At 35.4% G+C, this 26,112-nt stretch carries 18 protein-coding genes and 1 tRNA gene; 14 read left to right on the top strand and 5 right to left on the bottom strand.

From position 1 onward, the window contains the following. Window positions 1–88 precede the first annotated feature (88 nt). The gene (locus tag ICJ85_RS04355; RefSeq protein ID WP_188222563.1) at window positions 89–730 is read left to right on the top strand and encodes a 2OG-Fe(II) oxygenase; all 642 of its coding nucleotides are present in this window, start codon (window positions 89–91) and stop codon (window positions 728–730) included. Window positions 731–871: 141 nt separating this feature from the next. Here ICJ85_RS04355 and ICJ85_RS04350 read toward each other — a convergent pair whose 3' ends face one another. Together ICJ85_RS04350 and ICJ85_RS04345 are read right to left on the bottom strand one after the other, a co-directional pair. Next, window positions 872–1,045: a hypothetical protein gene (locus ICJ85_RS04350; protein ID WP_188222562.1), complete on the bottom strand. Its 174-nt coding sequence runs from the start codon at window positions 1,043–1,045 to the stop codon at window positions 872–874. A gap of 24 nt (window positions 1,046–1,069) precedes the next feature. Beyond that, window positions 1,070–2,404 (bottom strand): MATE family efflux transporter, encoded by a 1,335-nt coding sequence (locus tag ICJ85_RS04345; protein ID WP_188222561.1) that lies wholly within the window; start codon window positions 2,402–2,404, stop codon window positions 1,070–1,072. Window positions 2,405–2,578: 174 nt separating this feature from the next. Here ICJ85_RS04345 and ICJ85_RS04340 point away from each other — a divergent pair, with 174 nt between their 5' ends. The 13 genes from ICJ85_RS04340 (at window position 2,579) to ICJ85_RS04280 (ending at window position 21,705) form a co-directional block, all read left to right on the top strand. Beyond that, window positions 2,579–3,373 (top strand): universal stress protein, encoded by a 795-nt coding sequence (locus ICJ85_RS04340; RefSeq protein ID WP_188222560.1) that lies wholly within the window; start codon window positions 2,579–2,581, stop codon window positions 3,371–3,373. 5 nt (window positions 3,374–3,378) lie between these two features. Continuing rightward, window positions 3,379–3,452: transfer RNA gene (locus ICJ85_RS04335), tRNA-Ala, on the top strand. 193 nt (window positions 3,453–3,645) lie between these two features. Then, window positions 3,646–4,179: an RNA polymerase sigma-70 factor gene (locus tag ICJ85_RS04330; protein ID WP_188222559.1), complete on the top strand. Its 534-nt coding sequence runs from the start codon at window positions 3,646–3,648 to the stop codon at window positions 4,177–4,179. Window positions 4,180–4,360: 181 nt separating this feature from the next. Beyond that, a complete protein-coding gene (locus ICJ85_RS04325; RefSeq protein ID WP_188222558.1) occupies window positions 4,361–5,515 on the top strand; it encodes a FecR family protein in 1,155 nt (384 codons plus the stop codon). A 99-nt stretch (window positions 5,516–5,614) separates the two neighbouring features. After that, window positions 5,615–8,953, top strand: coding sequence for a SusC/RagA family TonB-linked outer membrane protein (locus ICJ85_RS04320; RefSeq protein WP_188222557.1), 3,339 nt, complete (start codon window positions 5,615–5,617; stop codon window positions 8,951–8,953). 20 nt (window positions 8,954–8,973) lie between these two features. Then, on the top strand, window positions 8,974–10,536 hold the full coding sequence (locus tag ICJ85_RS04315) for a RagB/SusD family nutrient uptake outer membrane protein (RefSeq protein ID WP_188222556.1): 1,563 nt from the start codon (window positions 8,974–8,976) through the stop codon (window positions 10,534–10,536). 259 nt (window positions 10,537–10,795) lie between these two features. Continuing rightward, entirely contained in the window at window positions 10,796–12,352 is a 1,557-nt protein-coding gene (locus ICJ85_RS04310) for an alpha-N-arabinofuranosidase (protein WP_241739487.1), read from the top strand. Window positions 12,353–12,364: 12 nt separating this feature from the next. Continuing rightward, window positions 12,365–14,062 (top strand): arabinan endo-1,5-alpha-L-arabinosidase, encoded by a 1,698-nt coding sequence (locus ICJ85_RS04305; RefSeq protein WP_188222555.1) that lies wholly within the window; start codon window positions 12,365–12,367, stop codon window positions 14,060–14,062. Window positions 14,063–14,100: 38 nt separating this feature from the next. Then, entirely contained in the window at window positions 14,101–15,075 is a 975-nt protein-coding gene (locus tag ICJ85_RS04300) for a glycoside hydrolase family 43 protein (protein WP_188222554.1), read from the top strand. A gap of 10 nt (window positions 15,076–15,085) precedes the next feature. Further along, window positions 15,086–16,075 carry an arabinan endo-1,5-alpha-L-arabinosidase gene (locus ICJ85_RS04295; protein ID WP_188222553.1) on the top strand — a complete coding sequence of 330 codons (990 nt, stop codon included), beginning with the start codon at window positions 15,086–15,088 and terminating at the stop codon, window positions 16,073–16,075. A gap of 3 nt (window positions 16,076–16,078) precedes the next feature. Then, on the top strand, window positions 16,079–18,442 hold the full coding sequence (locus ICJ85_RS04290; RefSeq protein WP_188222552.1) for a glycoside hydrolase family 127 protein: 2,364 nt from the start codon (window positions 16,079–16,081) through the stop codon (window positions 18,440–18,442). A gap of 22 nt (window positions 18,443–18,464) precedes the next feature. Further along, window positions 18,465–20,450, top strand: a complete 1,986-nt coding sequence (locus ICJ85_RS04285; RefSeq protein ID WP_188222551.1) for an alpha-L-arabinofuranosidase C-terminal domain-containing protein — start codon at window positions 18,465–18,467, stop codon at window positions 20,448–20,450. A 67-nt stretch (window positions 20,451–20,517) separates the two neighbouring features. Next, window positions 20,518–21,705, top strand: a complete 1,188-nt coding sequence (locus ICJ85_RS04280; RefSeq protein WP_188222550.1) for an aldose epimerase family protein — start codon at window positions 20,518–20,520, stop codon at window positions 21,703–21,705. Window positions 21,706–21,774: 69 nt separating this feature from the next. Here the strand turns inward: ICJ85_RS04280 and ICJ85_RS04275 are convergent, their stop codons facing one another. The 3 genes from ICJ85_RS04275 to ICJ85_RS04265 are packed head-to-tail and all read right to left on the bottom strand — an operon-like array spanning window position 21,775 to window position 26,098. Then, window positions 21,775–22,485, bottom strand: coding sequence for an NUDIX hydrolase (locus ICJ85_RS04275; protein ID WP_188222549.1), 711 nt, complete (start codon window positions 22,483–22,485; stop codon window positions 21,775–21,777). A 1-nt stretch (window position 22,486) separates the two neighbouring features. Next, window positions 22,487–23,329, bottom strand: coding sequence for an alpha/beta hydrolase family protein (locus tag ICJ85_RS04270; RefSeq protein ID WP_188222548.1), 843 nt, complete (start codon window positions 23,327–23,329; stop codon window positions 22,487–22,489). Next, a complete protein-coding gene (locus tag ICJ85_RS04265) occupies window positions 23,330–26,098 on the bottom strand; it encodes a PD-(D/E)XK nuclease family protein (RefSeq protein WP_188222547.1) in 2,769 nt (922 codons plus the stop codon). Window positions 26,099–26,112 lie beyond the last annotated feature (14 nt).

Below are 26,112 nucleotides of genomic sequence, written 5' to 3'. Positions count from 1 at the left end.
ATTCATTTTGTAAAAGCAATTGGATTTTAGTTTACATTTGCGCGCTTTTATCCACTCAGGATTAATAGTTTTTATCGCTTAGTTATTTATGAGTCAACTTTTTGAAGCTATTGATTTTGTTGAAAATCCGTTATACGAGCAAATTATTTCGGATATCTCAACCCAGCAATTTAGTATTGTTGAAAGCTTTTTCACTAATGAAGAAGTAGAACTTTTAAGACAGTCGTTAATCGATAAGCATGAAGACCATGCTTTTAAAAAGGCTGCCATTGGAAATCGTGTTAATGAAACCATTGAAAAATCGATTCGAGGTGATATGATTTTGTGGATAGACGAGGCCAAAGCAGATGTTGTTGAACAGGTGTTTTTTAATAAGATAAACGATTTGGTCGGGTATTTAAATAAAACCTGTTTTATGGGGATTTTGCATAAGGAGTTTCATTATGCTGTATACCCGCAGAATACGTTTTATCAGCGCCATATCGATACCTTTCAAAATGATGATCGCCGAAAATTATCGGTGGTGTGTTATTTAAACGAAGATGGCTGGCTACCTGAAAATGGAGGAGAGTTGGTGTTGTATTTAAATGAAAACGGACAGGAAACTAAAAAGGTGATTTACCCGTTTCCTGGTCGCGTGGTTATTTTTGAAAGCCAGATTATAGAACATGAAGTAAAAGTGGTTAATACCGAACGTTTAAGTATAACTGGCTGGTTAAAAACACGATAATTAGCGTCTTTTATTACGATTGTAAACGTAAATAATTACGAGTACTACGGCTAATATTAAGAAAAGTGTATTTCCTCCCATAATGTACGGTGTTTAAGATTAGAGGTTAAAGTTACATTTTTTGTAACAGAAGCGTGAGGGTTATTGATTCTTTTTTTTGTTGTAACGGTATATAGCGTAGGCAATAATTACCAGTACAATAAAAGGTAACATGGTACCAATAAACACCCCGATTTCGTAACCTTTGTCCGGGGCATTTTTTATTTTTTCTTCAATATCTACCTGAAGAAATAAAAGTGTGTTGAGTAAAGTCATTCGATATGCGCTTGTAAAACAAATTTAATGGTTTTGCGATAGCGTCAAGAATTTTTTTCTGAAAAATATAATTAGTGGCAAGCCTCTAGCTATCATCCAAAGCGTCATGGCAAAGAAAATAGCATGGAGTTTATAATCGAAACTATCTAGCAGAAAAAGTATGGGGATAAAGATTAAAAACGTTGAGAACAATAAAATGTTTCTCAAAAATTTCATCATACCGAGACCTTTAAACATACCATCAAAAATAAAAGCCAGTGCACAAATTGGTTGCATGACGAGGACTATCCAGAAGGTGTTGTAAAACAAGTTAAGAACTTCGGGGTCCTGAGAAAACAATCGCCCAAGCGGGAAATAGCCAATGCCTCCAATAATGGCTAAAGTAATACCAACAACAATACCGTATCTCATGAGTTTATTGCTTAATGCAATTAGCGCTTTATAATCTTTAGCTCCATAAAGTTTGCCCGATAATATATTACCAGCACTGGCATACCCATCGATAAAAAAGGCTCCAAAAAACCATAAATTAATGGCAATGGTGTAGGCAGCGATGTAAGCAGTTCCGTAACCTGTTGCAAATCGCGTAGCAAAATACAGGGTTGCATTAAGAGCTAGGGTTCTAACAAACAAATTTAGAATCATGATGATGAACCGGTTGATTTCTTTATTAAAGGGGAAACTTAATTTTAAAGGAATATCGGTTTTTTTTAAAAGGTAGTATGCCGAAAGGATAGCCATGATACATTGCGAAATGAGACTCGCCCAAGCAGCACCTTTAATATTCATAGCAGGAAGAAAGCCCTCGATACCAAATACCAAAACAATATCTAAAATAATATTGCTTAACGCCCCGATAATAGCAATAATCATGGGATAATAGGTGTTTTGTAATCCTCTGAACGTTCCAAATACAGCAATTGAAAATAAGGTAAACGGGAACCCAAAAACCCTGATTTTATAATATTCCGAAGTATAATTTAAAATTAACCCAGAAGCATTATACAGTTTGAATATGGTGTTTGTAAACGGAAAAGTAGTGATGATGATAATGATACTTAGCGATGTGATAATGAATATAGCCTGTGCCGGAAGGTTTTTAATTTTATCGACTTTATTAGCGCCAACATATTGTGAAACAATTGAAGAAATGGCGCTTCGCGTTTGTCCTAAAACCCAAATGAGCATGGAAATAAATGTGCCTACAATACCAACCGCAGCAAGCGATTCGGTGGCGTTAACCTCCATATTTCCAACTATAGCCGTATCGGTAATAGAAAGAATAGGTTCTGAGATTCCAGCAATTAAAGCGGGAATAGCTAATTTATTAATGTGTTTAAAGCTTAAGGTTCGATTCATAAATTTGCAGCTAAGCGAATGGCAAAGGTCGTAATTTTTAATGGTTTAGATTATTTGCATTTAAAACCTGTCTTAATGGAATGTTATAATTTTATCTACTATGGTGTAAAATGTTTTACATTTACACTCGTTTTTCAATAATTATCTTAAATTTAAGTTTCAAAAATCATCAATATGAAAAATATTTTGGTTCCCGTTGGGTCGTCATCAAATGCGTTGAGTAATTTACAATATGCTGTAGATTTTGCAGATGCTTTTGGGGCTAAACTTTACGTGGTCCAGGTGTATAACGTATATACCAAGGCGGGAACGATGCTTAAAGTTGATGATATTATTGAGCGTGAAAGTAAAGCGTATTTAAGCAATTTAGTGTCTCAATTAGATACTAAAAATGTTGAGGTTGTTATAAAAACCTTTAAAGGAAAATTAATAGATACCCTTGAGCTGGCTTGTAAAGTCGGAGATATCGATTTGATTATTGTTGAGCCAAGAACAACTTCTATAAGTGATGAGGTGTACTTAGGAAAAACATCGGGGAAAATTATTAAGCAAACACAAATACCAGCTTTAATTGTTCCTGAAGGTTATACATTCAAACCGCTGTCTAATGTATTGTTTGCGGTGAAATCAGCGATTATTAAAAAAGAAGATGTCTTAAATCCTTTAAAGTCGGTAAAAGAGCAATTTAAATCGGCCGTAAACTTACTATTAGTAAAAACGCCGTTTTACGGCGAAGGGGATTTTGTTGTAAACGAAGAGTTATCGGCTTTGGTCGATTCGACATCGGAAACGGTAAATGCAACAACGTACCAAGGTGTGTTAGAACATTTTCAGGCGAACCAACCAGATATGTTATGTGTGGTAAGACGCAAACGTGGATTTTTTGTAAAAGCCTGGGAAAAAAATATTATCTTGAAAAAAGAATTTTATAGCTCGATACCAGTATTGGTATTAAGTGGGTTAAAATAAATGTCGGGGGATTAGCTCAGTTGGCTAGAGCGTTTGGCTGGCAGCCAAAAGGCCACCGGTTCGAATCCGGTATTCTCCACGAAACTCCAAGGATCATTCTTTGGAGTTTTTTTTATGTTTGAAATTTAAATTTTATAGATAGTTAGCATTTTACTTATATTTGAAAGTGTTTAAAGAACACTTTATATTTTTTTGTCCCTAAATCAATTTTTTCAATATAACTTGGCTAACTTTAATAAAGTTGTATCAATAAGGGATTAATAGTTATGTAAATGCATAGTATTAGCTTAAAGGAATTTAAGGAGTATTTTGATAATCAGTACATGTCTTTGTGTTTGTTTGCTAATAAGTATATTGGTGATATGGAAATAGCAAAAGATATTGTACAGGATGTGTTTGTGAAAATATGGGAAGAAAAAATTACCTTTAAAAATGAAAGTAACATTAAGACGTATTTGTATACTTCTGTGAAAAATAAAAGTCTTGATTTTCTTAAAAGCAAAACTTATAAAGCTACCAATAAGCTTACCGATTTAGACATTCAAAAATTAGAAACAGAGCCCTTTTTCTTGCGAGAAGTGGTGGTTCAGGAAACTTCAAAAATAATACATGAGGCTATTGCTACTTTACCTAAAAAATGTGCAGAAATACTATTGTTAAGTATTCAGGATTATAGTAATCAGGATATTGCTAACGAGCTTCAAATTTCAATAAATACTGTTAAAGCACAAAAGAAAATAGCCTACAAAAAGCTTAAACCCATCCTTAAAGAGTATTTTCTGTTTATTGCTTTTGCTTTAGAATAAGCATTTTATAACAACGATAATTTCAAGGATTTTTTTATTGCAAATCAATAATTTATATAGCTTTTATAACTTCATATTTTAATATTTCTTAAAAAAAGTTAATTTTTTTTTAACCCCTAAAGCAAGTTTTGTCGTCTTATGGTTAAATAAGCATATAATAAGGTTAAAAAAACATATTTAAATGTCGGTTTTCAATAAAATATTTAAACTTTCAAAAAAGACAGCAAAATCTTTATTGAATAATAAGCCACCGAAAAAGTTGCTTAAAACAGAACTTTTTTCAGAAGAAGATAAGGCCTATATATTAAAAGAGTTAACCAATAAAGAAGCTATTGAGCGTCGTGAATCCTTAGCAAATCAAATAAATACTGAAGATGATTGGCAATTAGTTAAAAAGGAAATTACCAAGCCTGTTATAAAGCTAAATCGGTATTATGCTGCTGTAGCGGTGTTGGTTGCATGTTTAGCTGTAGGGTATTTAATAAAGCAAAATTATACTTCAGTTGACGCACCTCAAATTATTGTAAATAATATAGAAGTGGGGTCTGATAAGGCGACATTAACTCTGGAGGATGGTTCGCAAGTTGAATTAGGAGAAGGCACCTCCTTTGAAAGTGAGAATGCTAATAGCGATGGTGAAAATTTAATTTACAAGAAACCAAATCCTAAAAATTCGCAAATCGCTTACAATTATTTAACTATTCCTCGTGGCGGTCAGTTTTTTGTAGAACTTTCCGATGGTACTAAAGTGTGGTTAAATTCAGAATCTCAATTAAAATATCCGGTAAGTTTTGTTGAAGGCGATACCCGAAAAGTAGAGTTAATTTATGGCGAGGCTTATTTTGATGTGTCTCCAAGTACTGAGAATAAGGGATCTAAATTTAAAGTGTATAACAACAATCAGGAAATAAAGGTTTTAGGGACCGAGTTTAATGTAAAAGCCTATAAAGAAGAATTTAACGTATACACGACTTTGGTTGAAGGTAAAGTTGAGGTTGGTATAGACGACAAAAAAGAGGTTTTAAAGCCAAGTCAGCAGTCTAATCTTGATTTACAAACGAAAAAGTTTAAAGTGTATGAAATAGACGTGTATAATGAAATTTCATGGCGCGAAGGCATTTTTAGTTTTGAAAATAAAAACTTAAAAGATATTATGGCGGTACTGTCCAGATGGTATGATACCGATGTGATTTTCGAGAATAAATCTATTGAAAAAGAAGAATTTATTGGAGTTTTAGGTAAAGATCAGGATATTGTTGAGATTCTTAAAACCATCCAGAATTTCGGAATTATTTCCGATTACCAAATAAACGATAAGACCATCATTTTAAAATAAAAAAAGAGAGCGAAGTTTTGACATTTAGCGGTATCGAACTTCGTCTCTCCCTAACTAAATTAATTAAAACTAATGTTTAACTAATCCAACAACTAAATTATGAAAATTAAATTAATTACGGACCGTTCGCGTATGCGAAAAAGGCTGCTATTGTTTATTATGAGAACATTTATCTTCTTATTTTGTACGGCTGTATTCAGTTTGAATTCGGTAAACGTTTTTTCTCAAGAAGAAGTATTTATTACCAAGGACGAGGTGGTGAGTGTAGATCGGGTCTTCAAAATTATTAAGGAGCAAACCAGCTATCATTTTATTTATCCAAAGGACTTATTTAAGGATACCCCTAAAATTCATTTAAAAAAGGGAAATATTAAAATACAAGATTTGTTAAATGAAAGTCTAGAAACAAGTAATTTAAATTTTCAAGTATCGAAAAATAATACCATTGTTATTAAGAAGAAAGAGCAAACGGAATTAGATGACGATCAGGGTATTCAAATTTCTGGGTCTGTTGTTGATGGCGCTGGAATGCCACTTCCAGGGGCGAATATTATTGTTAAAGGAACCAATACTGGTGCTCAGGCCGATTTTGATGGAAAATTCTCTTTAACAGTAGCTAATGCCGATGCCGTATTGGTGGTGTCTTATGTAGGCTATACTACCAGAGAAGTTTCTTTAGAAGGAAAAACGTCTTTAACCATTATGCTAAGAGAAAATGCCGCTGCATTAGATGAAGTTGTGGTAGTAGGGTATGGAACTAAAAAGAAAGAAAACTTAACAGGATCGGTTAGTGTTGTAGATGTTGCTGATGCCAAAAAAACCATAACATACGATGTGGCTAAAATGCTTCAGGGGCAAGCACCAGGAGTAACCGTGCAATCATCGGGAGAACCAGGAGGGTTTGTAAATATTAAAATTAGAGGGATTACATCTTTTAGAAATAATAATCCGCTGTTTGTAATCGATGGTGTTATTGTAGACGATCCTTACGACTTTGCTACAGGTGATATCGAGTCAATTCAGGTTTTAAAAGATGCCTCTTCTGCTGCAATTTATGGAGCTCGTGGAGCTAATGGCGTGGTAATTATTACAACAAAAAAAGGAAAACAGGGAAAACTTGATATTAGTTATAAAACTACTATTGGTTTTCAAAACGTTGCTCAAAACAGATGGTATTCTTTAGCAAATAGAGAACAGTACCAAGAGCTTGTTAGAACTGCTGAAACTAATGCTAATAATCAAGGTTTAAATGTTCCGACCTCTCCAGGAGCGTACCCAAACAGCGATTTGTTTATAGATGATGTAGACACTAATTGGCAGGATGAAGCTTTTAGAACGGGAACTTTAGAGAATCATAGTTTAAGCTTTAACGGTGGTGCTGAATCCTTGAGTTATAATGTAAACTTAGATTATTTTAAAAACACGAGTTACTTCGAAACGCCTCAGGCTTACGAGAGATACTCTACAAACATTAATTTAAGTGGACACAAAGGGAAATTTAAATATGGAGCTAAAGTGGCGTATTCATTATCAGACAAGGAGAATTTTAATGAGTATTTAGCTGGAACAAGTTCTATAATTAATTTATTAACGGCAGTTCCTACAATGCCAGTTTATGATGAAAGTAGATTAGGTGGCTATGGAGGTACAGATGGAATTGCACAAAGAGTGATTTCGTTAAATGTAATTGGTTATAATAATTTAATTACCAACGAGAATAGACGAAATCGTTTTGTGGGTAATGTTTGGGGAGAATATGAAATTTTAGACGGTTTAAAATATAAATTAAATGTGAGTGGAGACCGCACCAATTGGGACACTAGATATTTTAACCCACCAAGCGATTTAGGTTGGTATTATGTTACTGAAGAAGCAGAATCTCGATTAGAGATTAATACAGGTAATACTACCAGAACAATAATCAATAATTTATTAACCTACGATTTTAATATTGGAGAAAAACATAACTTTAATTTATTAGGGGGTATGTTACAAGAGCGCTCAGATTACGCAAACTTGCTTGCCAGAGGAACAGGTTATGAAGTTGGAGAGATTGCTCAGTTACAATATGCCGATAATAGAGATGCTATTGAAAGAATGACTACCGAGACGTATAAATCTTATATCGGGCGTTTTAATTACTCTTTCGATGACACCTATTTAATGGAGTTTAATTTCAGACAAGATAAATCCTCGAAATTTGCTCCTAGAAATAATACAGGTAATTACTTTTCGGTGTCTGGAGCTTGGAAAGTACATAACGTTATAACCTTGCCCGAATGGTGGAATACTTTTAAAATACGTGGAGGTTATGGTCAGTTAGGAAATAATACCATCGGTGTATATGAATTTGCTTTAACTACAAATGATTTTGCGAGTTATCTTTTTGGAAATGAATTAGCACCAGGTTCTACCGTTGTTAAAATAGTAGATCCAGATATTAAGTGGGAGGATACAGAATCTTCAAACATTGCTGCTGAGTTAGGAATGTTTAATAACAGGTTGCTATTTACAGCAGAATACTTCAAAAAACAATCTACAGATTTATTAGCCGATGTGCCTATTCCTTATTCATCAGGATCTTTTCCTATTAGATTAACAACCAATGCTGGAACAGTACAAAATACAGGAATGGAATTCACCTTAAGTTATGGGGATATGAAGAAAGATTTTAGTTATAACGTTTCAGCCAATTTAGGAACTTTAAAAAATAAAGTATTAAAAATAGGTAACGACGATACTCCAATTCAAGAGGGGGTTGGAAGAACTGAAGTGGGACGATCTGCCGGAGAGATTTATGCTTACGAAGTAGAAGGAATTTTCCAAAATCAGGAAGAAATAGACAATCACGCCTATCAAACAGGACAGACGGCCCCAGGGGATGTTAAGTTTAAAGATATTAATGGAGATGGGTCTATTACAGATGATGACAGAACCTTCAAAGGAAGTGTTATTCCTAAAATTACATATGGATTAAATTTAAGTGCTTCTTATAAAAACTTTGACTTTTCATGTTTTTTCCAAGGTGCTGCTGGACATAAAATATACAATGGAACTTACCAAGCTTTAATGGTTGGTGATTTAGGTAACAGCCATACAGATATGTTGAATTATTGGTCACCAGAGAATACAAATACTAATGTTCCAAGACCTGTAATTGGAGATCCAAATGCAAATAATAGAGCTTCAGATAGATTTATAGAAGATGGAGACTTTGTTAAATTACAAAGTTTAGAGTTAGGGTTTAATATACCTCTTGAAACCAAGGTGTTTTCTAAAGCTAGAGTATTTGCTTCTGCTCAAAATCTATTTGTAATTACAAAGTATAAAGGGTATGATCCTGACTTTATAAGTGATGGACTTTTTAATAGAGGAACCGAATTTGGATCGTTTCCTAATCCAAGAACATTAGCGTTAGGTTTAAAGGTTGACTTTTAATACTCAAAATTTTAAAAATTATGAAAACTAAATATATAATATATTCAATAGCTGTAGTTACTTCTTTATTTGCATCAAGCTGTGTAAGCGATGATGATCTAGACCAGGTGTCTCCAAATTTTGAAACTGCAGATTCTTTTTGGCAAGATGAAACTGATGCGATAAAGGGAGTTAATGCGGCATACGCGAGTTTATTAACAGATGGTACTTATATGCGAAGTACTCCTTTATTGTTAGACTTAAAAGGAGATGGAACAAGAAGTAACTCTCCGTGGTCAGCTATGGCGAATGTAGGGAAGTTTAATACCAGTATCTCCGATGCGTCGATATATGGTTGGGCTTTTGAAACTTATTACCAAGGAATTTATAGAGCAAATCAGGTATTAGAGAATGTGCCAGGCATAGAAATAGAAGATGCTAATTTAAAAAATAGAATTATTGGTCAGGCTTATTTTTTGAGAGGCTTGTATTTATTTCATGCTGTAAATATGTTCAAAAACGTTCCTTTACCATTAACAAGTTTAGAAATATATCATGAACAAAAAACGCAGGAAGAAGGTTGGGCTCAGGTAAAGTCAGATTTTCAAATGGCGGTAGATTTATTGCCGGTATCTTATAATAACGTTTCAGGTCCTGATGCTGGTCAAAAAGGAAGGGCGACCAAAGGAGCGGCATTGTCATACTTAGGGAAAGCACACTTGTTTAATCACGAATATGCAGAGGCAAGAGCTGCTTTCGATGAAGTTATTGGCTTAGGAGTTTATGATTTAGTTCCTGATTATAGACAAAATTTTACTAAAGAAAATGAAAACAATATAGAGTCTATTTTCGAAGTTCAATTTAACAGAGAAGTTGGAGGAGTAGATCTGGGATGGGGAGGAGAACCCTCATCAGCCTGGGGTAAAACCTCTGCCAGAGCTATTACGTATGGCCCGCCAACCTTTGGCTTTTCAGATGTTCAACCAACTTGGGCATTGTTTAATGAATATCAAGAAGAACTTACTGTTTCTGGAGAAATTGATCCAAGATTAGATGCAACAATGTTTTATAACAAACCAGGAATGATGCTTTATGGTGTAGAGTTTTCTGCGCATTATGCTGGAAATGCCTCTTATTTAAATGAAATATTTTGTGCAAAATATCAAAATTCAGACGGAAGCCAGGCAAATGAATATGATTGGAGATCAGGTATCAATGAAAGAATCTTACGTTATGCAGATGTTTTGTTAATGTATGCAGAATGTTTAAACGAGTTAGGGCAAACAGCATCGGCTTATCCGTACATTCAGCAGGTTAGAGACCGAGTTAATTTACCGGATTTAGCTACGGTTAAACCGGGTATGACTCAGCAGGAAATGCGTGATCAAATTGCGCATGAACGTTTCTTAGAATTTTCATTAGAAGGCCATCGTTTTGATGATATTCGTCGTTGGGGATGGTTGCAAGACCCTGCAAAATTAGAATGGCTAAAATCTAGAGATCCTGAATTTAACAGTTATGTAGCAGGTAGAGAGTATTTCCCAATTCCACAATCAGAAATGGACAATAACCCATTGGTTACTGATCAAAATGATGGATACTAAAAAATTATAGGATTTATTATTTGAGTTAGAGTTTCTTCATATGGCAAGTTAGTATAAACTTGCCATATGATTTAAAAACGTGTTACATGATACAATGCTTTGTTGTTAAATGATGAAGGATTAATTTTTAAATGTTAATATTACAGTTATTTACCTTTCTGTCTTGGATATATTAACTTTTTTTAATTTATTTGTAAGTGTACATTGAACACTTATCGTGTTTGTAGAGATAAATGTATAAAATTTATACCAACAACTAATGACAACTATTAAAACTAAACTATTAAAACCCCTAGCCTTATTTGTAATGGTTACTTCGGGTTTAAATGCACAAGATAATACAACCTCAATAGACATTCAGGTAGATGAAAATGCCCCTGTAATTAGCAAACATATTTACGGGCATTTTGCAGAGCACTTAGGGCGCTCTGTTTACGATGGTTTTTATGTAGGAGAAGATAGCGAAATACCTAATACAAACGGTATTAGAAACGATATTGTTGAAGCACTTAAAGGATTAAAGATTCCTAATTTGCGTTGGCCAGGGGGCTGTTTTGCAGACGAATACCATTGGAAAGATGGTGTTGGGCCAAAAGCCGACAGACCTGTGATTGTTAATACCCATTGGGGCATGGTAGAAGAAGATAACAGCTTTGGAACTCATGAGTTTTTAGAACTTTGTGAGTTACTTGGTGCAGAGCCTTATCTGGCTGGAAATGTAGGTAGCGGAACCGTTGAAGAACTTAACGATTGGGTAGAGTATTGTAATTACGATGGTAATACAAGTATGGCGCAATGGAGAAAAGCCAACGGACAAGAAGAACCTTGGCGCGTGAAATACTGGGGTATTGGAAATGAAAGTTGGGGCTGCGGTGGTAACATGACACCAGAGTATTTTGCTAATTTGTACAGGCAATATGCTACGTATGCCAGAAACTATCCTGGAATAGATATTAAAAGAATAGCTTCGGGTGCCGATGCTGACAATTATCGCTGGACCGAAGTAATGATGAGAGATGTATCGCATCATATGATGTGGGGACTTTCGGTACATTATTATACGCGTACAGGATGGCCGCCTTCAGGTTCGGCGACAAAATTTGATGAGTCAGATTATTTCTCTATCATGAAAACCTGTCTAAAAACCAGTGAAATTTTAGATAATCATATTGCTATAATGGATAAATATGATCCTAAAAAACGAGTGGCTTTAGTGGTTGATGAATGGGGAAGTTGGTACGCTGTTGAAGAAGGAACAAATCCAGGGTTTGCCTATCAGCAAAATTCAATGCGCGATGCCATGATTGCTGGAATTACACTAAACATGCTTCATGAACGAGCAGACAGAATTAAAATGGCGAATTTGGCGCAGGCGGTTAATGTATTACAGGCAGTGATTTTAACGAAGGATGAAAAAATGTTGTTAACGCCTACCTATCACGTTATGAAAATGTATACAGCGCATCAGGATGCTAAATTGTTACCACTTTCATTCGAGTCGCCAAAGTACACTTTTAACGGAGAATCACTTCCGGCTATTTCTGCCTCAGCTTCAAAAGATAAAGAGGGATTAGTGCATATCTCTTTAGTAAATATCGATTCTAAAAAAGAAAATACAATTGAAATTGATTGTGCTAATTTAGATGTAAAAGATTTTACCGCAAATATCGTAGCATCTAAAAAACTTCAAGACCATAATACATTTGATAAGCCTTCAACAGTTAAAGTTGAGGCCTTCAAAGATTTTAAATTAAAAAAGAATAAGCTTACCGTAACCATTCCTCCGTTCTCTGTTGTGATGCTAGAGGGGAAATAATACCTAAAGCTTATGAAAAATAATGTATTGAAAATTAAAGCTCTAAGAATTTTAGTTTTAGTGGCTTTGACGTTATTGAGCTGTTCCAAAGATGATACTGAAAACTATGAAAAGGCAGGAACAGTGATTAGTAAAGAATGTAACGGAACGACTCAAATTATAACCTATGCCGATGGTAATGGAGGAATTTATACCACTTCTGTAGAAAATTCTGTTGAATGTGGTTACGAACCTCCTATAGTTGAAACGTTTGATGGACCTACTTATCCGGATAATTACACATCTATTGCGTCGTGGAGTAGCCGCTCGCAATGGAATTTGGCAAATGTGCATGACCCATCGGTGGTAAAAGATGGTGAGTATTATTACATGTACCAAACCGATGCGTCTTACGGTAATGCGCATGATGGTAACGGTCATTTTCATCACAGACGATCGAAAGATTTAATAAACTGGGAGTATCGAGGGAGTACAATGCCTTCCGCCCCAACTTGGGTAAAAGACACTTTGAATAGTATGCGTTCTAAAATGGATCCTGCTCTACCGCCTATCGAAAACCCACAGTATGGCTATTGGGCGCCTTGCGTTAGAAAAGTCGGCGATATATTCAGAATGTATTACAGTATTGTGGTTGTAGAGCCTATTGTTGGTTCCGATTTTGATACATCATGGACAGAGCGTGCGTTTATTGGTTTAATGGAAACCGACGATTTGGCCTCGAATAACTGGACTGATAAAGGTATGGTGGTTTGCTCTGTGGCAGATGGAATAGAAACCTATACAAGAACGAGCGGAAACGATTGGAGTGGGTATTTTAAATTCAATGCTATCGATCCAACATTTATTGAAACGCCTCAAAATGAACAGTACCTAATTTATGGGTCCTGGCATTCGGGTATAGCAGCTTTAAAGTTGAATTCTGAAACAGGTAAACCTGATAAATTAGAAACTTTAGATGATTACGGAGTTACTATCGCGAAACGAGGAAATAGCCGTTGGCAAGCTTCAGAAGGCCCTGAAATTCTATATAATCCAGATACCGATTATTACTATTTGTTTATGGCTTACGATGAATTGTCTGTTGCTTATAACACTCGTGTTGCGCGTTCTAAAACTATTACCGGACCTTATTTAGGTATTAATGGAGCAGATGTTTCAGCTGGTGCCGATTGTTACCCGATGTTGACACATCCGTACAGTTTTAAAAACCATACAGGTTGGGTTGGATTTTCACATAATGCTGTTTTCCAAAATCCAGATACACAAGAATGGTTTTATGCGTCGCAGGCGCGTTTACCAGAAAATGTTTCAGGTATTAATGTTTCTAATGCTATAATGATGGGACATGTACGTGAAATTCAATGGACAGACGATGGTTGGCCGGTTATTGCACCAGAGCGTTATGCTGGTGTACCAACAACAGAGATTACTGAAGCTTCTTTTATTGGAAATTGGGAACATATAGAAATGAATTATCAGTATAAAATCATTCAGACATCAAAAACCTTAAACCTCACAACCGATAAAAAAGTAACAGGAGGGGTTTCAGGAACATGGTCTTACGATAGTTCTGCGAAAACATTAACCATAAATGGCGTAAAATGTAAGGTGAAAGATGCCTGGGATTGGGAAGCAAGTACCAGAAAAGTAACTATTACTTATTCAGGTTTAACAGCAGGTGGATTGCCAGTTTGGGGTAAGAAAATATAATACTGAAGTATTGTTCTTTAAAAAATAAATATTTAAACATGAAATTAAGTTATGTATGCTTGGGAGGACTTTTAGTCTTTACAGTAGCTTGTAAATCAACAAAAATAAATACAGCTTTAAAGGCAGTAGAGCAATTTAATAACCCGATTATTACAGATAAATATACCGCCGATGCTGCAGCTATTGTACACGACGATAAAGTGTATTTGTATGCAGGACATGATCAGGCGCCAAACGATGTGAATGCCTATCGTATGCATGAATGGTTGGTATATTCATCTTCAGATATGGTACATTGGGAAGAGCATCCAGTACCATTAAAGCCTACAGATTTTAAGTGGGCGTCGGGTAGTGCATGGGCATCTCAGGTTATAGAACATAACGGCAAATTTTATTGGTATGTTACTGTAGAGCATGGCAGTATTCATGGTAAAGCCATTGGTGTTGCGGTCTCTGATAGTCCAACAGGACCTTTTAAAGATGCTATTGGAAAAGCCTTAATAACAAACGATATGACCACACAAACTAAAATTAGCTGGGATGATATTGATCCCACTGTTTGGGTGGATGATGATGGTCAGGCATATTTATTCTGGGGAAATACCGTTTGTAAATATGCCAAGCTTAAACCAAATATGATTGAGTTAGATGGCCCGATAATGACGGTCGATTTACCAAATTTTACCGAAGCGCCTTGGATTCATAAAAAAGGCGATTGGTATTATTTATCGTATGCGTATCAGTTCCCTGAAAAAATTGCTTATGCGATGAGCAAATCCATCACTGGTCCGTGGGAATTTAAAGGGATTTTGAATGAAGTCGCTGGAAATAGTAATACGAATCATCAGGCCATTATTGAGTTTAAAGGCAGGGATTATTTCATTTATCATAATGGAAGTATCCCAACACACGGCGGAAGTTTCAGACGTTCTGTTTGTGTAGATCGTTTGTATTATAATGAAGACGGCACGATGAAACGCGTAATAATGACTTCTGAAGGTATTCAGGAATAAAACAAATATTATGAAATCACTTATATCAAAATTAAGTCTAATGGCATTGTTCTTCGGAACGCTGGCGTTTGCGCAAGACATTCGCGTACACGACCCAGTGGTGATTCAGCAGGATGATACCTTTTATTTGTATTGTACAGGGCGTGGCATTAGCTGTTTTAGTTCTAAAGATTTAAAAGATTGGAAAAAGGAACCTTCGGTGTTTTCTGAAAAACCAGAGTGGACAGATGAGGTGGTTTCAGACTTTAAAAACCACATTTGGGCTCCGGATATTTCTTTTCACAACGGGATGTATTATTTGTATTATTCGGTATCAGCGTTTGCTAAAAATACTTCGGCTATTGGCGTGGCAACCAATAAAACATTAAACCCTTCCCATGAAAATTATAAATGGGTCGATCATGGTATTGTTATCCAATCGGTACCTAATCGTGATTTATGGAATGCTATTGATCCCAATTTAATTTTTGATGAGGAGAATACACCGTGGTTATCGTTCGGGTCTTTTTGGGATGGTTTAAAAATGGTGAAACTAAATCCGGATTTATTGTCTATTGCTGAACCTCAGGAATGGTATACCATTGCCAGACGAGAGCGTTCTTTCGATTTGGCGGATACGAATCCTGGTGATGCTGCTCTTGAAGCGCCTTTCATTTTTAAAAAGAATGACTATTATTATTTATTCTTGTCTTGGGATTTATGTTGTCGAGGTGAAAAAAGTACCTACAAAGTCGTGGTTGGCCGTTCTAAGAACGTCACAGGACCTTATGTAGATAAAACCGGAACATCTCTTTTTGAAGGTGGCGGAACGTTGCTCGTTGAAGGGAATAAAAATTGGTATGGTGCCGGGCATAATAGTACGTATACGTTTAACGGTAAGGATTATATGTTTTTCCATGCCTATGATGCAAACGATAATGGTGCACCAAAGCTTAAGATTGCAGAGTTAGTTTGGGACGAAGCTGGCTGGCCGAGTTTAAAAGAAAATATTTTGGATTAGTATATGAGAAGATTGGTTATAGGTTTATTTGCTTTAGGTAGTTTTTGTATTCATGCCCAACAACAAGTTGAGGTATTTCCTTTAGATCAGGTTTCTGTCACTACTGGGGTGTTTAAACAAGCTTCTGAAACCGATTTTAATTACATTCAAAAACTTAATGCAGACCGATTATTAGTGCCTTTTTTACGGGAAGCCGGATTAAAACCTAAAGCGGCGTCTTATACCAATTGGGAAAATACAGGGTTAGATGGTCATATTCTTGGGCATTATGTATCGGCATTGTCTATGTATTTGGCATCAACTAACGATGCTAAAGCCGAAGAGTTACTAGATTACACGCTTTCTGAATTACAAGGTGTTCAGGAAGCTAATGGTAATGGGTATATTGGAGGTATTCCAGGAAGTTCAGACTTATGGCAGGAAATTAAATCTGGAAAAATTGAAGCAGGAAGTTTTAGCTTAAATAGCAAATGGGTACCGCTTTATAATATTCATAAAACTTTTGCAGGATTGAAAGATGCCTGGGTGCATGCCGGAAAAGGAGACGCAAAGGATATGCTCATTAAATTAACCGATTGGTTTGTTGATGTTACAAAAGATTTATCCGATGCTCAGGTTCAGGATATGTTACGTTCAGAACACGGCGGATTAAACGAAGTCTTTGCTGAGGTTTATAAGATTACAGATGATAAAACCTATTTAGAATTGGCAAAGCGTTTTTCCGAAAAGGCATTGTTAAATCCGTTGTCTGAAAATAAAGATATTCTTACCGGTATGCATGCCAATACGCAAATTCCGAAGTTTATTGGTTTTGAAAGAATTAGTCAGTTAAGTCATGATTCAATTTATCACAATTCGGCATTACATTTTTATAATAATGTTACTCAACATCGTTCGCTAAGTATTGGTGGTAATAGCGTGCGTGAGCATTTCAACCCTATCGAAGATTTTAGTTCCGTTTTAGTAGGCGAGCAAGGTCCTGAGACCTGTAACACCTACAATATGCTTAAATTAAGTAAGCTGTTGTATGAAGACACAGGAGACAATAAATACATTGAATTTTACGAGCGAGGACTATATAACCATATTTTATCATCGCAAAATCCTAATGGTGGTTTTGTGTATTTCACACCGATGCGCCCGGGACATTACCGTGTGTATTCGCAACCTGAAACCAGTTTTTGGTGTTGTGTGGGTTCTGGTTTAGAAAATCATACTAAGTATAACGAACTTATTTATGCTAAGAAAGAAGATACGCTTTATGTGAATCTGTTTATTCCATCAAAAGTTAACTGGAAAGAAAAACAAGCAACATTAACTCAAAATACAAACTTCCCGGAAGAGGCTAAAACGGAACTGGTTTGGCAAAGTAAAAAGAAAACAAATGCCACTTTAAAATTGCGCTATCCCACATGGGTAAAACCGGATGAGTTAAAATTATTCATCAATAAAAAATTATTAACCATCGAAACCCAACCGGGACATTATATTTTCATAACACGTAAATGGAAAAAGGGTGATACCATTGAAATGCAATTGCCTATGCATTTAGGTGTAGAGCAAATTCCGGATAAGTCAGGTTATGTGTCGGTTAAGTATGGGCCTATTGTTTTGGCTGCTGTAACAGGAGAAGATAATCAGGTGGGTTTATTTGCCGATGATAGCCGTGGCGGACATATTGCAAATGGTCCGTTTTTACCATTAACCGAAGCGCCAATGTTTGTGTCTGAAAACCTTCAAAGTATCTTAAAAAATATAAAACCTGTTGAAGGAAAGCCGTTAACCTTTTCAACGGGAGATATGGTGTATCCAAATCAATTTAAAGGTTTGGTTCTTCAGCCATTTTATAAAATTCATGAGAAGCGATATGCTATTTATTTCAAAAATGAAACACCTAAAAGTTTAGCTAAAATGCAACAAGCTCTTGAAAAAAAACAAAAAGCCGAAGCGTATTTAAGAGCTATTACTATCGATTATGTTGCTCCAGGAGAACAGCAACCAGAATCTGATCATGGTATAGAATCAGAGCAATCAAATAATGGTGTGCATCAAAATCGTCATTGGCGTGATGCTTCAGGTTGGTTCAGTTATAACATGAAAAATAAAGAACATAAGGCAAAAGCGTTACGTGTCACTTATTTTGGTGGAGATACAGGGAGAACGTTCAATATTTTAATAAATGGAATGCAGATATCTGAAGTAACATTAGATGGTTCTAAAGGCAATGTGTTTTACGATGTAGACTATGAAATTCCTAGTGATTTAACTAAGGAGAAAGATATTTTAAACGTACGTTTTGAAGCCAAAGCAGGTTCTGTAGCGGGAGGCATTTATGGCGTACGATTAATTAGTGAAACTAAAAATTAATACAACAACTAAACTAAATATTATGATACAACAACGTTTAACAAAAGCTATTGGTTTATCCCTGATGCTAAATGCATTTTTGGCGGTTGGGCAAACCGATTTGGAGGTAGATATCAATAATAAAATAGCAGAGATTCAACCAACGATGTACGGTGTGTTTTTTGAAGATATCAATTTTGCTGCCGACGGTGGTTTGTATGCAGAAATGATAAAAAACAGATCGTTCGAGTTTACGGTCGATCCGTTTTTAGGTTGGATACAACCTAACAGTGACAGGCATTCCTTTAATAATAATTCCGGAATTGGATCTATCGTGAAATATGCAGATAACCCTGGAAACACTAATTTTATTAGAGTTAAAGTAAATAACGATCAAGGCTATCAATTGATTAATGAGGGCTTCCGTGGCATGGGAATCAAAGAAGGCGAAAGCTATAACTTGTATTTATCAGCAGCTAAGCATAGCGGAAATATCAGTAAAATTAATGTTCAGTTTATTGGTGAAAATAATGTGGTTTTAGGAGAAACTTCAGTAGATGTAACATCATCAGACTGGACCGATTATACCGCACAAATTACAGCTAACAAAACACTGGCAAAAGCGAAACTTAAATTCACGTTTGAAGGTACCGGAGAAATAGATTTAGATATGATTTCTTTATTTCCTGTTGATACCTGGAAAGGAAGAGAAAAAGGATTACGCAAAGATTTGGTGCAGTTATTATATGATTTAGATCCGGGGTTTTTAAGATTTCCTGGAGGTTGTATTGTAGAAGGTCGCACGCTGGCAAGACGTTACCAATGGAAAAAAACGGTAGGCCCAATCGAAAACAGAGAGGTTTTGGTAAACCGATGGAATACCGAGTTTAGTCATCGATTAACACCCGATTATTACCAGAGTTTTGGTTTAGGTTTTTTCGAGTATTTTCAGTTGTCAGAAGATTTAGGCGCAGAGCCGTTACCAATTTTGAGCTGTGGTATGGCTTGTCAGTTTAACTCTGGCGAATTAGTACCTATGGATGAGCTAGATCCTTATATTCAGGATGCCATAGATTTAATTGAATTTGCTAACGGGTCTATAGATACACCTTGGGGTAAATTAAGAAACGAGATGGGGCACTCGGAGCCATTTAATTTAAAATATATTGGAGTTGGTAATGAACAATGGGGACCAGATTATATTGATCGTTATAAAGTGTTTGGACAAGCTATAAAAGCTAAATATCCGGATATGATTATTGTATCTGGAAGTGGTCCGTTTCCGGATGGCGATTATTTCGAATATGGTATGGAAGAGCTTAAAAAATTAAATGCAGAAATTATTGATGAGCACTATTACCGTAGCCCAGAATGGTTTAGAGAGAATGCAACACGTTATGATAGTTACGACAGAAAAGGGCCTAAAATTTTTGCAGGTGAATATGCAGCTCAAAGTGTAGCTATTGCAAGTCCTGAAAATAAAAATAACTGGGAGTGTGCATTCTCCGAAGCTGCATTTATCACAGGTTTAGAGCGTAATGCTGAGGTAGTAAATTTAACCTCATATGCACCGCTTATGGCTCACGAAGAAGGCTGGCAATGGACACCAGATATGATTTGGTTTAACAACTTACAGTCATACGGAACAGCCAACTATCAGGTGCAAAAGTTGTTTTCAACCAACCGTGGAACCGATTTAATTTCGGTAACCAGCGCCGGTAAAGATCTAACAGGACAAAACGAATTATATGCTTCAGCAGTAACCGATTCAGGAACAAATGAAGTGATTGTAAAAGTGGTTAACACGTCAAATCAATCACAAGAGGTTGCTATAAATTTAAAAGGGAAAAAAGTTTATAAGAAAGGAGAGTTAATCGTTCTAAAAAGTGAACACTTAGAGGATGAAAATTCATTTGAAAACCCAGATAAAATTGTTCCTGTAACTGCTGAAATTCAAAATAGAGGAGGTAAGCTTAGTGTTGAGTTGCAGCCTTATTCAGTATCTGTTTTTAAATTTAAGATAAGATAAGTGTGAATTTAACAATTTTAAAGCTAATTTTATATCCTGTTTCAAGAATAACTAAATAAAGATAAAAATGAACAATACATTTAAAAAAGGCATTTACACGTTTGCTTTGCTAGGAGTAGCTTTACTAAGCGTGCAATGTAAAAGTGATAAAAAGAAAGCGGTAGAAGATGTGGTTGTTACAGAACCAACTCCGGTCGTTACCATATCAAAGAAACCGTTCGGAATGACTTCCGATAGTATTGCTGTAGATCAATATACTCTTAAGAATGAAAAGGGTATGGAAGTAAGCATTATCACTTTTGGTGGCATTATTACACACTGGACAGCGCCAGATAAAGACAACAATTATAAAGATATTGTTTTAGGGTACGAAACCTTAGCGCCTTACGAAACAAATCCAACCTTCTTTGGAGCATTAATTGGGCGTTATGGAAATCGCATAGCTAAAGGTAAATTTTCTTTAAACGGAGAAGAATATACCCTTGCTACTAACGACGGCCCAAATCACTTACATGGTGGTAAAAAAGGTTTCGATAAAGTAGTTTGGACAGCTTCTGAAACTCAAACCGATAGCACAGCTTCTTTAGTGCTAACCTATTTAAGTAAAGATATGGAAGAAGGTTACCCAGGGAATTTAGATACAAAAGTGTTTTACACACTTAATAATAATAATGAATTGGAAGTGGCTTATGAAGCAACAACCGATAAACCGACCATTGTAAACTTAACGCAACACTCCTATTTTAACTTAACAGGAGATGAGTCTCAGACTATTTTGGATCATGAATTAATGATTGATGCTGACCAATTAGTTCCAGTTGATGAAACCTTAATTCCAACAGGAGAGTTAACAGATGTTGCAGGAACACCGTTTGATTTTAGAACGGCGAAACCAATAGGTCAGGATATTAATGCAGAGGATACGCAGTTAAAGCGTGGGTTAGGTTACGACCACTGTTGGGTATTGAACAATCAGGATGAAGGTATGCGTTTAGCGGCATCAGCTTACGAAAAAACTAGCGGTAGAGTGTTAGAAGTTTACACTGATGAGCCAGGCATTCAGTTATACACTGGTAATTTTCTTGATGGAACATTACCTGCTAAAAATGGAGGAACCTATGGCCATAGAACAGGCTTTTGTTTAGAGACGGAACATTATCCGGATTCTCCAAACCAACCAGAGTTTCCATCGGTTACTTTGAACCCAGGCGAAACCTATAACACAACAACTATATTTAAATTTACTACTAAGTAATTTAAAGTTGTAACGAATCACAAATCCCGATAAGTACCAACTTATCGGGATTTTTTATGTTGAATTGTATTATTTGAATATGGAGAAATTAAAACCTTTTTCCTCTAGTTTTTTATACTTTTTATAATCGAATTTATAAAGGTAAGCGCCCTTTTTAGATCCAGATTTATCCTTTTTATTTAACGGAATAAGAAGTTTAAGCGATAATACCTTCTTCCTGAAATTCCTTGGATCTAATTCTTTTTGATGAATGACTTCGTATAACTTTTGAAGCTGTGGAATAGTAAATTGTTTCGGTAATAATTCGATACCTATTGGGTAGAATCTTGATTTCAATTTTAAACGTTCTAAAGCATCCTGAACCATATCGCCGTGGTCGTAAACGAGTTTAGGTAGTTTATCGACTTCAAACCAATGCGCACCATGTTTTTCAACCAGTTCTTTGTCGTATTCTCCGATGCGGATTAAAGCATATTGTGCTATAGAAATACAACGAGCACCATCATCTCTGCTGGTGTCAGAGTAACATTTAAGCTCTTCCATAAAAATGTTCTCCAGACCTGTAATTTCTTTTAAAACACGTTGTGCTGCTTCGGTAACACTTTCATCAGGGCTAACAAAACTTCCAATAAGAGATAATTCACCTTGCTTAGGTTTTACACGTCGTTCAAAAACTAAAAGTTTTAAAATACCATCGTCGAAACCGAATATGATACAATCGGTAGCAACATAGATTTTCTCTCCGTTTTCGTAAGTGTGTGTTTCTTGTGTGGTGGTCATGTTAATCATTTAAAAAGTTTAAAATCTCTTGAATTACGGTGTTTAGTTGAGGTGGTAGTTCGTTATGTTCCCAAGGGTGCTTAGCACCGAAAACGTGGTCGGCATTTTCGATGGTTACAAATTTACTGTTTGTATTCCAACTATGGATATGTTTAGATTCTTTTATAGAAACACTAGTGTCTGCATAGCCATGTATAATAAGATGTGGGATACGTATAAGTTTTGCTGCACGTTCAATATTAAAACGGTCTTGGTTAGCCATGAAATCTTCGTAAAACTGGTAGTAATGCTGCATTTGCTGTTTGGTTCTGCCGTTTTCTACAAATGTAACACCGGTTTCTTTCCATTGATTGGCATCGCAAAGATTCATCATTCGGCTTTCAAAATCGGATACACTTGCCAGACTAACAAGTTTTTTAACTCTTGAGTCTTCAGCGGCTTTTACTAAGGTAATGCCTCCCCCACGACTATGGCCTATTAACGTAAGGTTGTTCGGATCAGCAAACGATTGTATGTTGGAATTATTGAAAATCCAGTCCATAACGCTTTTTAAATCATCTAGCTCTTTCGAGTAGTTATTATTTCCGAAAGCTTCTAAATCTGGGAAATCTATAGGTTGTTCTATTGTTCCGCCGTTATGCGAGAAGTTAAATTTTAAGAAGTAAAATCCTTGTTGGGCGAAAGCTTCAGCCATTAAGTTCCAGGCGCCCCAGTCTTTAAAACCTTTATAGCCATGACAAAATATAATAACGGGCTGATTGGTTTTAGTTGATGTGTAAGTTGCATCAATTAAAATAGGTTTCTGGTGTTGACCATCAATAACGGTTTGCTTTCTGGTTAGCATTTAAACGTCTTTTTCTGTAAACGGAATGTTAGCGTTGCAAATCTCTAAAATAAGATTTTTTAACTCAACTTTAAAATTGTCAAGGGTTTCACTAGTAATTAAAACATCTTTTTTAGCGCCATATCCCGATTTATCTTTTTTAGCAAATTTTAAAACCCCTGCACTTAAGTTTTTAAAGGAAATGATACCGGCCTCAACAGGTAGATTTATTTGATTCATAAGTTGCATCATGTAGGCATAGGTTAATACTTGAAAACTTTTGCTGTACTTTTTGTAATCGGTGGTTAAATCTTCCCAATTTATAATTTCAACCTGGTTCTGGTCTACACGGCCAGTTTTATAATCTATAATTCGGGTAATGCCATTGTATTCATCCACGCGGTCTACTTTACCAACAAGCTTTACGGGGAAGTCTAATTCGGGAATGTCTGTTATCTCTACTTTGTTATCGGCTTCAATGGCTACTATTTTTATTTCATTTCCAGATTTTAGATCTTTAATTTCGAAATCTAAAAAGTTGGACACGTAGCGTTTGGCGATTTCGTAAATAATTAGGTTTTTACCTTTGGTTATATCTCCTTCTTTATATTCATTTTTAAAATGATATGTAACTCGCTCGTCAATTTTAGATTTTAAACCTTTAATAATTTCAACAGAAATAAACGTGCCTTCCAGAGGTTTGTAGAAATCTTCGAGGGTGTTATGTACCACGGTTCCTAATGTGTTGGCCGCAACGGTTTCCTCAACATCGTCATGTTCTTTGATTTTTAATATTTTCTGATAATAAAAATCCATCGGATTTCGAATGTACGAAGTTAATGATGACGGCGAGAAGCCTTTTTCAGCGACAGCTTTTATTTCATTAACCAGTTGTTCCGTTTTTTCAACAATATGTTCTTCCGATTTTAAAACAGGAACTTTTGGAGCCAGAATTTGATGGTTGATGTTATGAATATCTTCTAGTTCTAATTGGGTTATAAATCGGCTTTTTTCTCCTCCTGTCAGGACATCTGCTTCGGTATTGTAAAGGATGTATACGTTTTTAGCGCGTTGTAATAATCGGTAAAAGTGATAGGTATAAACCGCATCTTTTTCTTTATACGTTGGCAGTTTATTTTCAATTTTTAAATCGAAAGGAATAAACGAATTATTGCTCTTTCCGGAGGGTAGAACGCCTTCGTTAACCGAAGAAATAATCACAGTTTCAAAATCTAAAACACGCGATTCTAACATTCCCATAACCTGAAGTCCTTGTAATGGCTCTCCTTGAAAGTCTAAAGTTTCAGAACTTAGCAGTTCTTTGTATATACCAAAAAGGGTTGAAATATCGTTTATATGCTCGTATTTTGAATTTAGGTTCTCTAGTTCATTGAATAACTCATTAAAGCGATAGAGGTACTCTAAAGCCAATAAATTAGCATCTTTGTCCTGATCAAGATTGTTTTTAATGTGTAGAATTAAATCAGAACAATTTTTTAAAGCTAGATTTATAGATTTATGCCAGTTAGAAAATAATAAATCTATCAACTCAACAGATTTTGGTGCAATGGCCTTAAGGCGTTCCGTAGTCAGGTAAATAATATTATTGCCATCAATAGTTTCAATAAGTTTTGAAGCATAGTCTATATCATCAAAGAAAAACAATGGTCTGATGAACTGATGTGAAATAATGTTAATCACATCTTTGTAATAAAAGCTTTTAGCTGGAGTTTTATGAATGTAAAATAGCGATTCAAATAACCAGGCCAGTGGAATGGATTTTAAGGGAAATCCCATGGTTATATTCAAGGCATTAATTCCATCGGGAATGGAATTTAATACCGGAATTAATAAATCTTCATCGCCTAAAATAACCGCAGTGTTTTCAAGATTCGGATTGTCTTGTTGTAAATCTTTTAAAAGCGAACCTATGTATTTGGCTTGTCCGATATTTTTTGGAATACCAAAAGTGGCTATATTTTTCTTCTCGGTGTAATTATTAGTTATCCATTTAAAATTATGTGCTTTAAAATGAGGCCAGTTCTTTTTGTGTTGTCGCGTAAATAAAGACGCATCATGATAGGTGTTATTGAAAAACGACGCATCGATGTCCCAATAAATATCTGCTAATCCCTCTTTAAGTAAGGCTTGAATAATGGTTTCCTCACAGGTATTTAAGGCGTTAAACCCTAAGAACAAGTGTTGTTTATTAGGATTGGTTTCAATGTAATTTGAAATACTATTGGCAGCTTCACGATAAAGTAAACCTTGATATCCTATGTTTTTGTGTTTTAATGCGTCAGAAAAGTGATCGTAGTAGCTATGAAGTTTATTCCAGAACGCTAAATAGTTTTTAATAAACTCGGTTTGGTTTTCTTCTAGTGACCAATGATGATGTTCAATCTCTTTAATATCACTCAAATAATCGAAAATCTTTTTTTGAGGAATATAATATCTGTCTATCTCATTAAAGTCTTGTAACAGAATTTGTGCCCATTTAGTAAACACTTCAAAAGAATCGGTTTCTTCTTTGGGAGTTAATGCCAGATAGGTATCATAGAACTCAAAAAGTAATTCGGTATTAGATACGGTTTTTAACCCGGATAATTCTTCAACAAACTCTTCGATGCTGATGATTTCAGGAGCAAAAATAGTTTGATTGCACACCTTATGAAGTTGGTGTTTTAAGAAAAGCCCAGCTCTCTTACTGGGTAAAATAAAGGTTATATCTGAAAGATTTTTGTTAGTGTTCTGTAAATCTTTTAGAACATCGAAAATAAACGTCGTCATTGGATAAAAATAAA

This window comes from Aestuariibaculum marinum, assembly GCF_014596975.1.
GTDB classification, from domain to species: domain Bacteria; phylum Bacteroidota; class Bacteroidia; order Flavobacteriales; family Flavobacteriaceae; genus Aestuariibaculum; species Aestuariibaculum marinum.
Note: the sequence above shows the minus strand (reverse complement) of the source record. Positions and strands in the feature narration are given on the sequence as shown.

What these genes read in the sequence shown, in the direction of transcription:
- ICJ85_RS04355 (WP_188222563.1), top strand. Translation starts at nt 89, where the DNA reads ATGAGTCAACTTTTTGAAGCTATTGATTTTGTTGAAAATCCGTTATAC.
- ICJ85_RS04350 (WP_188222562.1), bottom strand. Translation starts at nt 1,045, where the DNA reads ATGACTTTACTCAACACACTTTTATTTCTTCAGGTAGATATTGAAGAA.
- ICJ85_RS04345 (WP_188222561.1), bottom strand. Translation starts at nt 2,404, where the DNA reads ATGAATCGAACCTTAAGCTTTAAACACATTAATAAATTAGCTATTCCC.
- ICJ85_RS04340 (WP_188222560.1), top strand. Translation starts at nt 2,579, where the DNA reads ATGAAAAATATTTTGGTTCCCGTTGGGTCGTCATCAAATGCGTTGAGT.
- ICJ85_RS04330 (WP_188222559.1), top strand. Translation starts at nt 3,646, where the DNA reads ATGCATAGTATTAGCTTAAAGGAATTTAAGGAGTATTTTGATAATCAG.
- ICJ85_RS04325 (WP_188222558.1), top strand. Translation starts at nt 4,361, where the DNA reads ATGTCGGTTTTCAATAAAATATTTAAACTTTCAAAAAAGACAGCAAAA.
- ICJ85_RS04320 (WP_188222557.1), top strand. Translation starts at nt 5,615, where the DNA reads ATGAAAATTAAATTAATTACGGACCGTTCGCGTATGCGAAAAAGGCTG.
- ICJ85_RS04315 (WP_188222556.1), top strand. Translation starts at nt 8,974, where the DNA reads ATGAAAACTAAATATATAATATATTCAATAGCTGTAGTTACTTCTTTA.
- ICJ85_RS04310 (WP_241739487.1), top strand. Translation starts at nt 10,796, where the DNA reads ATGACAACTATTAAAACTAAACTATTAAAACCCCTAGCCTTATTTGTA.
- ICJ85_RS04305 (WP_188222555.1), top strand. Translation starts at nt 12,365, where the DNA reads ATGAAAAATAATGTATTGAAAATTAAAGCTCTAAGAATTTTAGTTTTA.
- ICJ85_RS04300 (WP_188222554.1), top strand. Translation starts at nt 14,101, where the DNA reads ATGAAATTAAGTTATGTATGCTTGGGAGGACTTTTAGTCTTTACAGTA.
- ICJ85_RS04295 (WP_188222553.1), top strand. Translation starts at nt 15,086, where the DNA reads ATGAAATCACTTATATCAAAATTAAGTCTAATGGCATTGTTCTTCGGA.
- ICJ85_RS04290 (WP_188222552.1), top strand. Translation starts at nt 16,079, where the DNA reads ATGAGAAGATTGGTTATAGGTTTATTTGCTTTAGGTAGTTTTTGTATT.
- ICJ85_RS04285 (WP_188222551.1), top strand. Translation starts at nt 18,465, where the DNA reads ATGATACAACAACGTTTAACAAAAGCTATTGGTTTATCCCTGATGCTA.
- ICJ85_RS04280 (WP_188222550.1), top strand. Translation starts at nt 20,518, where the DNA reads ATGAACAATACATTTAAAAAAGGCATTTACACGTTTGCTTTGCTAGGA.
- ICJ85_RS04275 (WP_188222549.1), bottom strand. Translation starts at nt 22,485, where the DNA reads ATGACCACCACACAAGAAACACACACTTACGAAAACGGAGAGAAAATC.
- ICJ85_RS04270 (WP_188222548.1), bottom strand. Translation starts at nt 23,329, where the DNA reads ATGCTAACCAGAAAGCAAACCGTTATTGATGGTCAACACCAGAAACCT.
- ICJ85_RS04265 (WP_188222547.1), bottom strand. Translation starts at nt 26,098, where the DNA reads ATGACGACGTTTATTTTCGATGTTCTAAAAGATTTACAGAACACTAAC.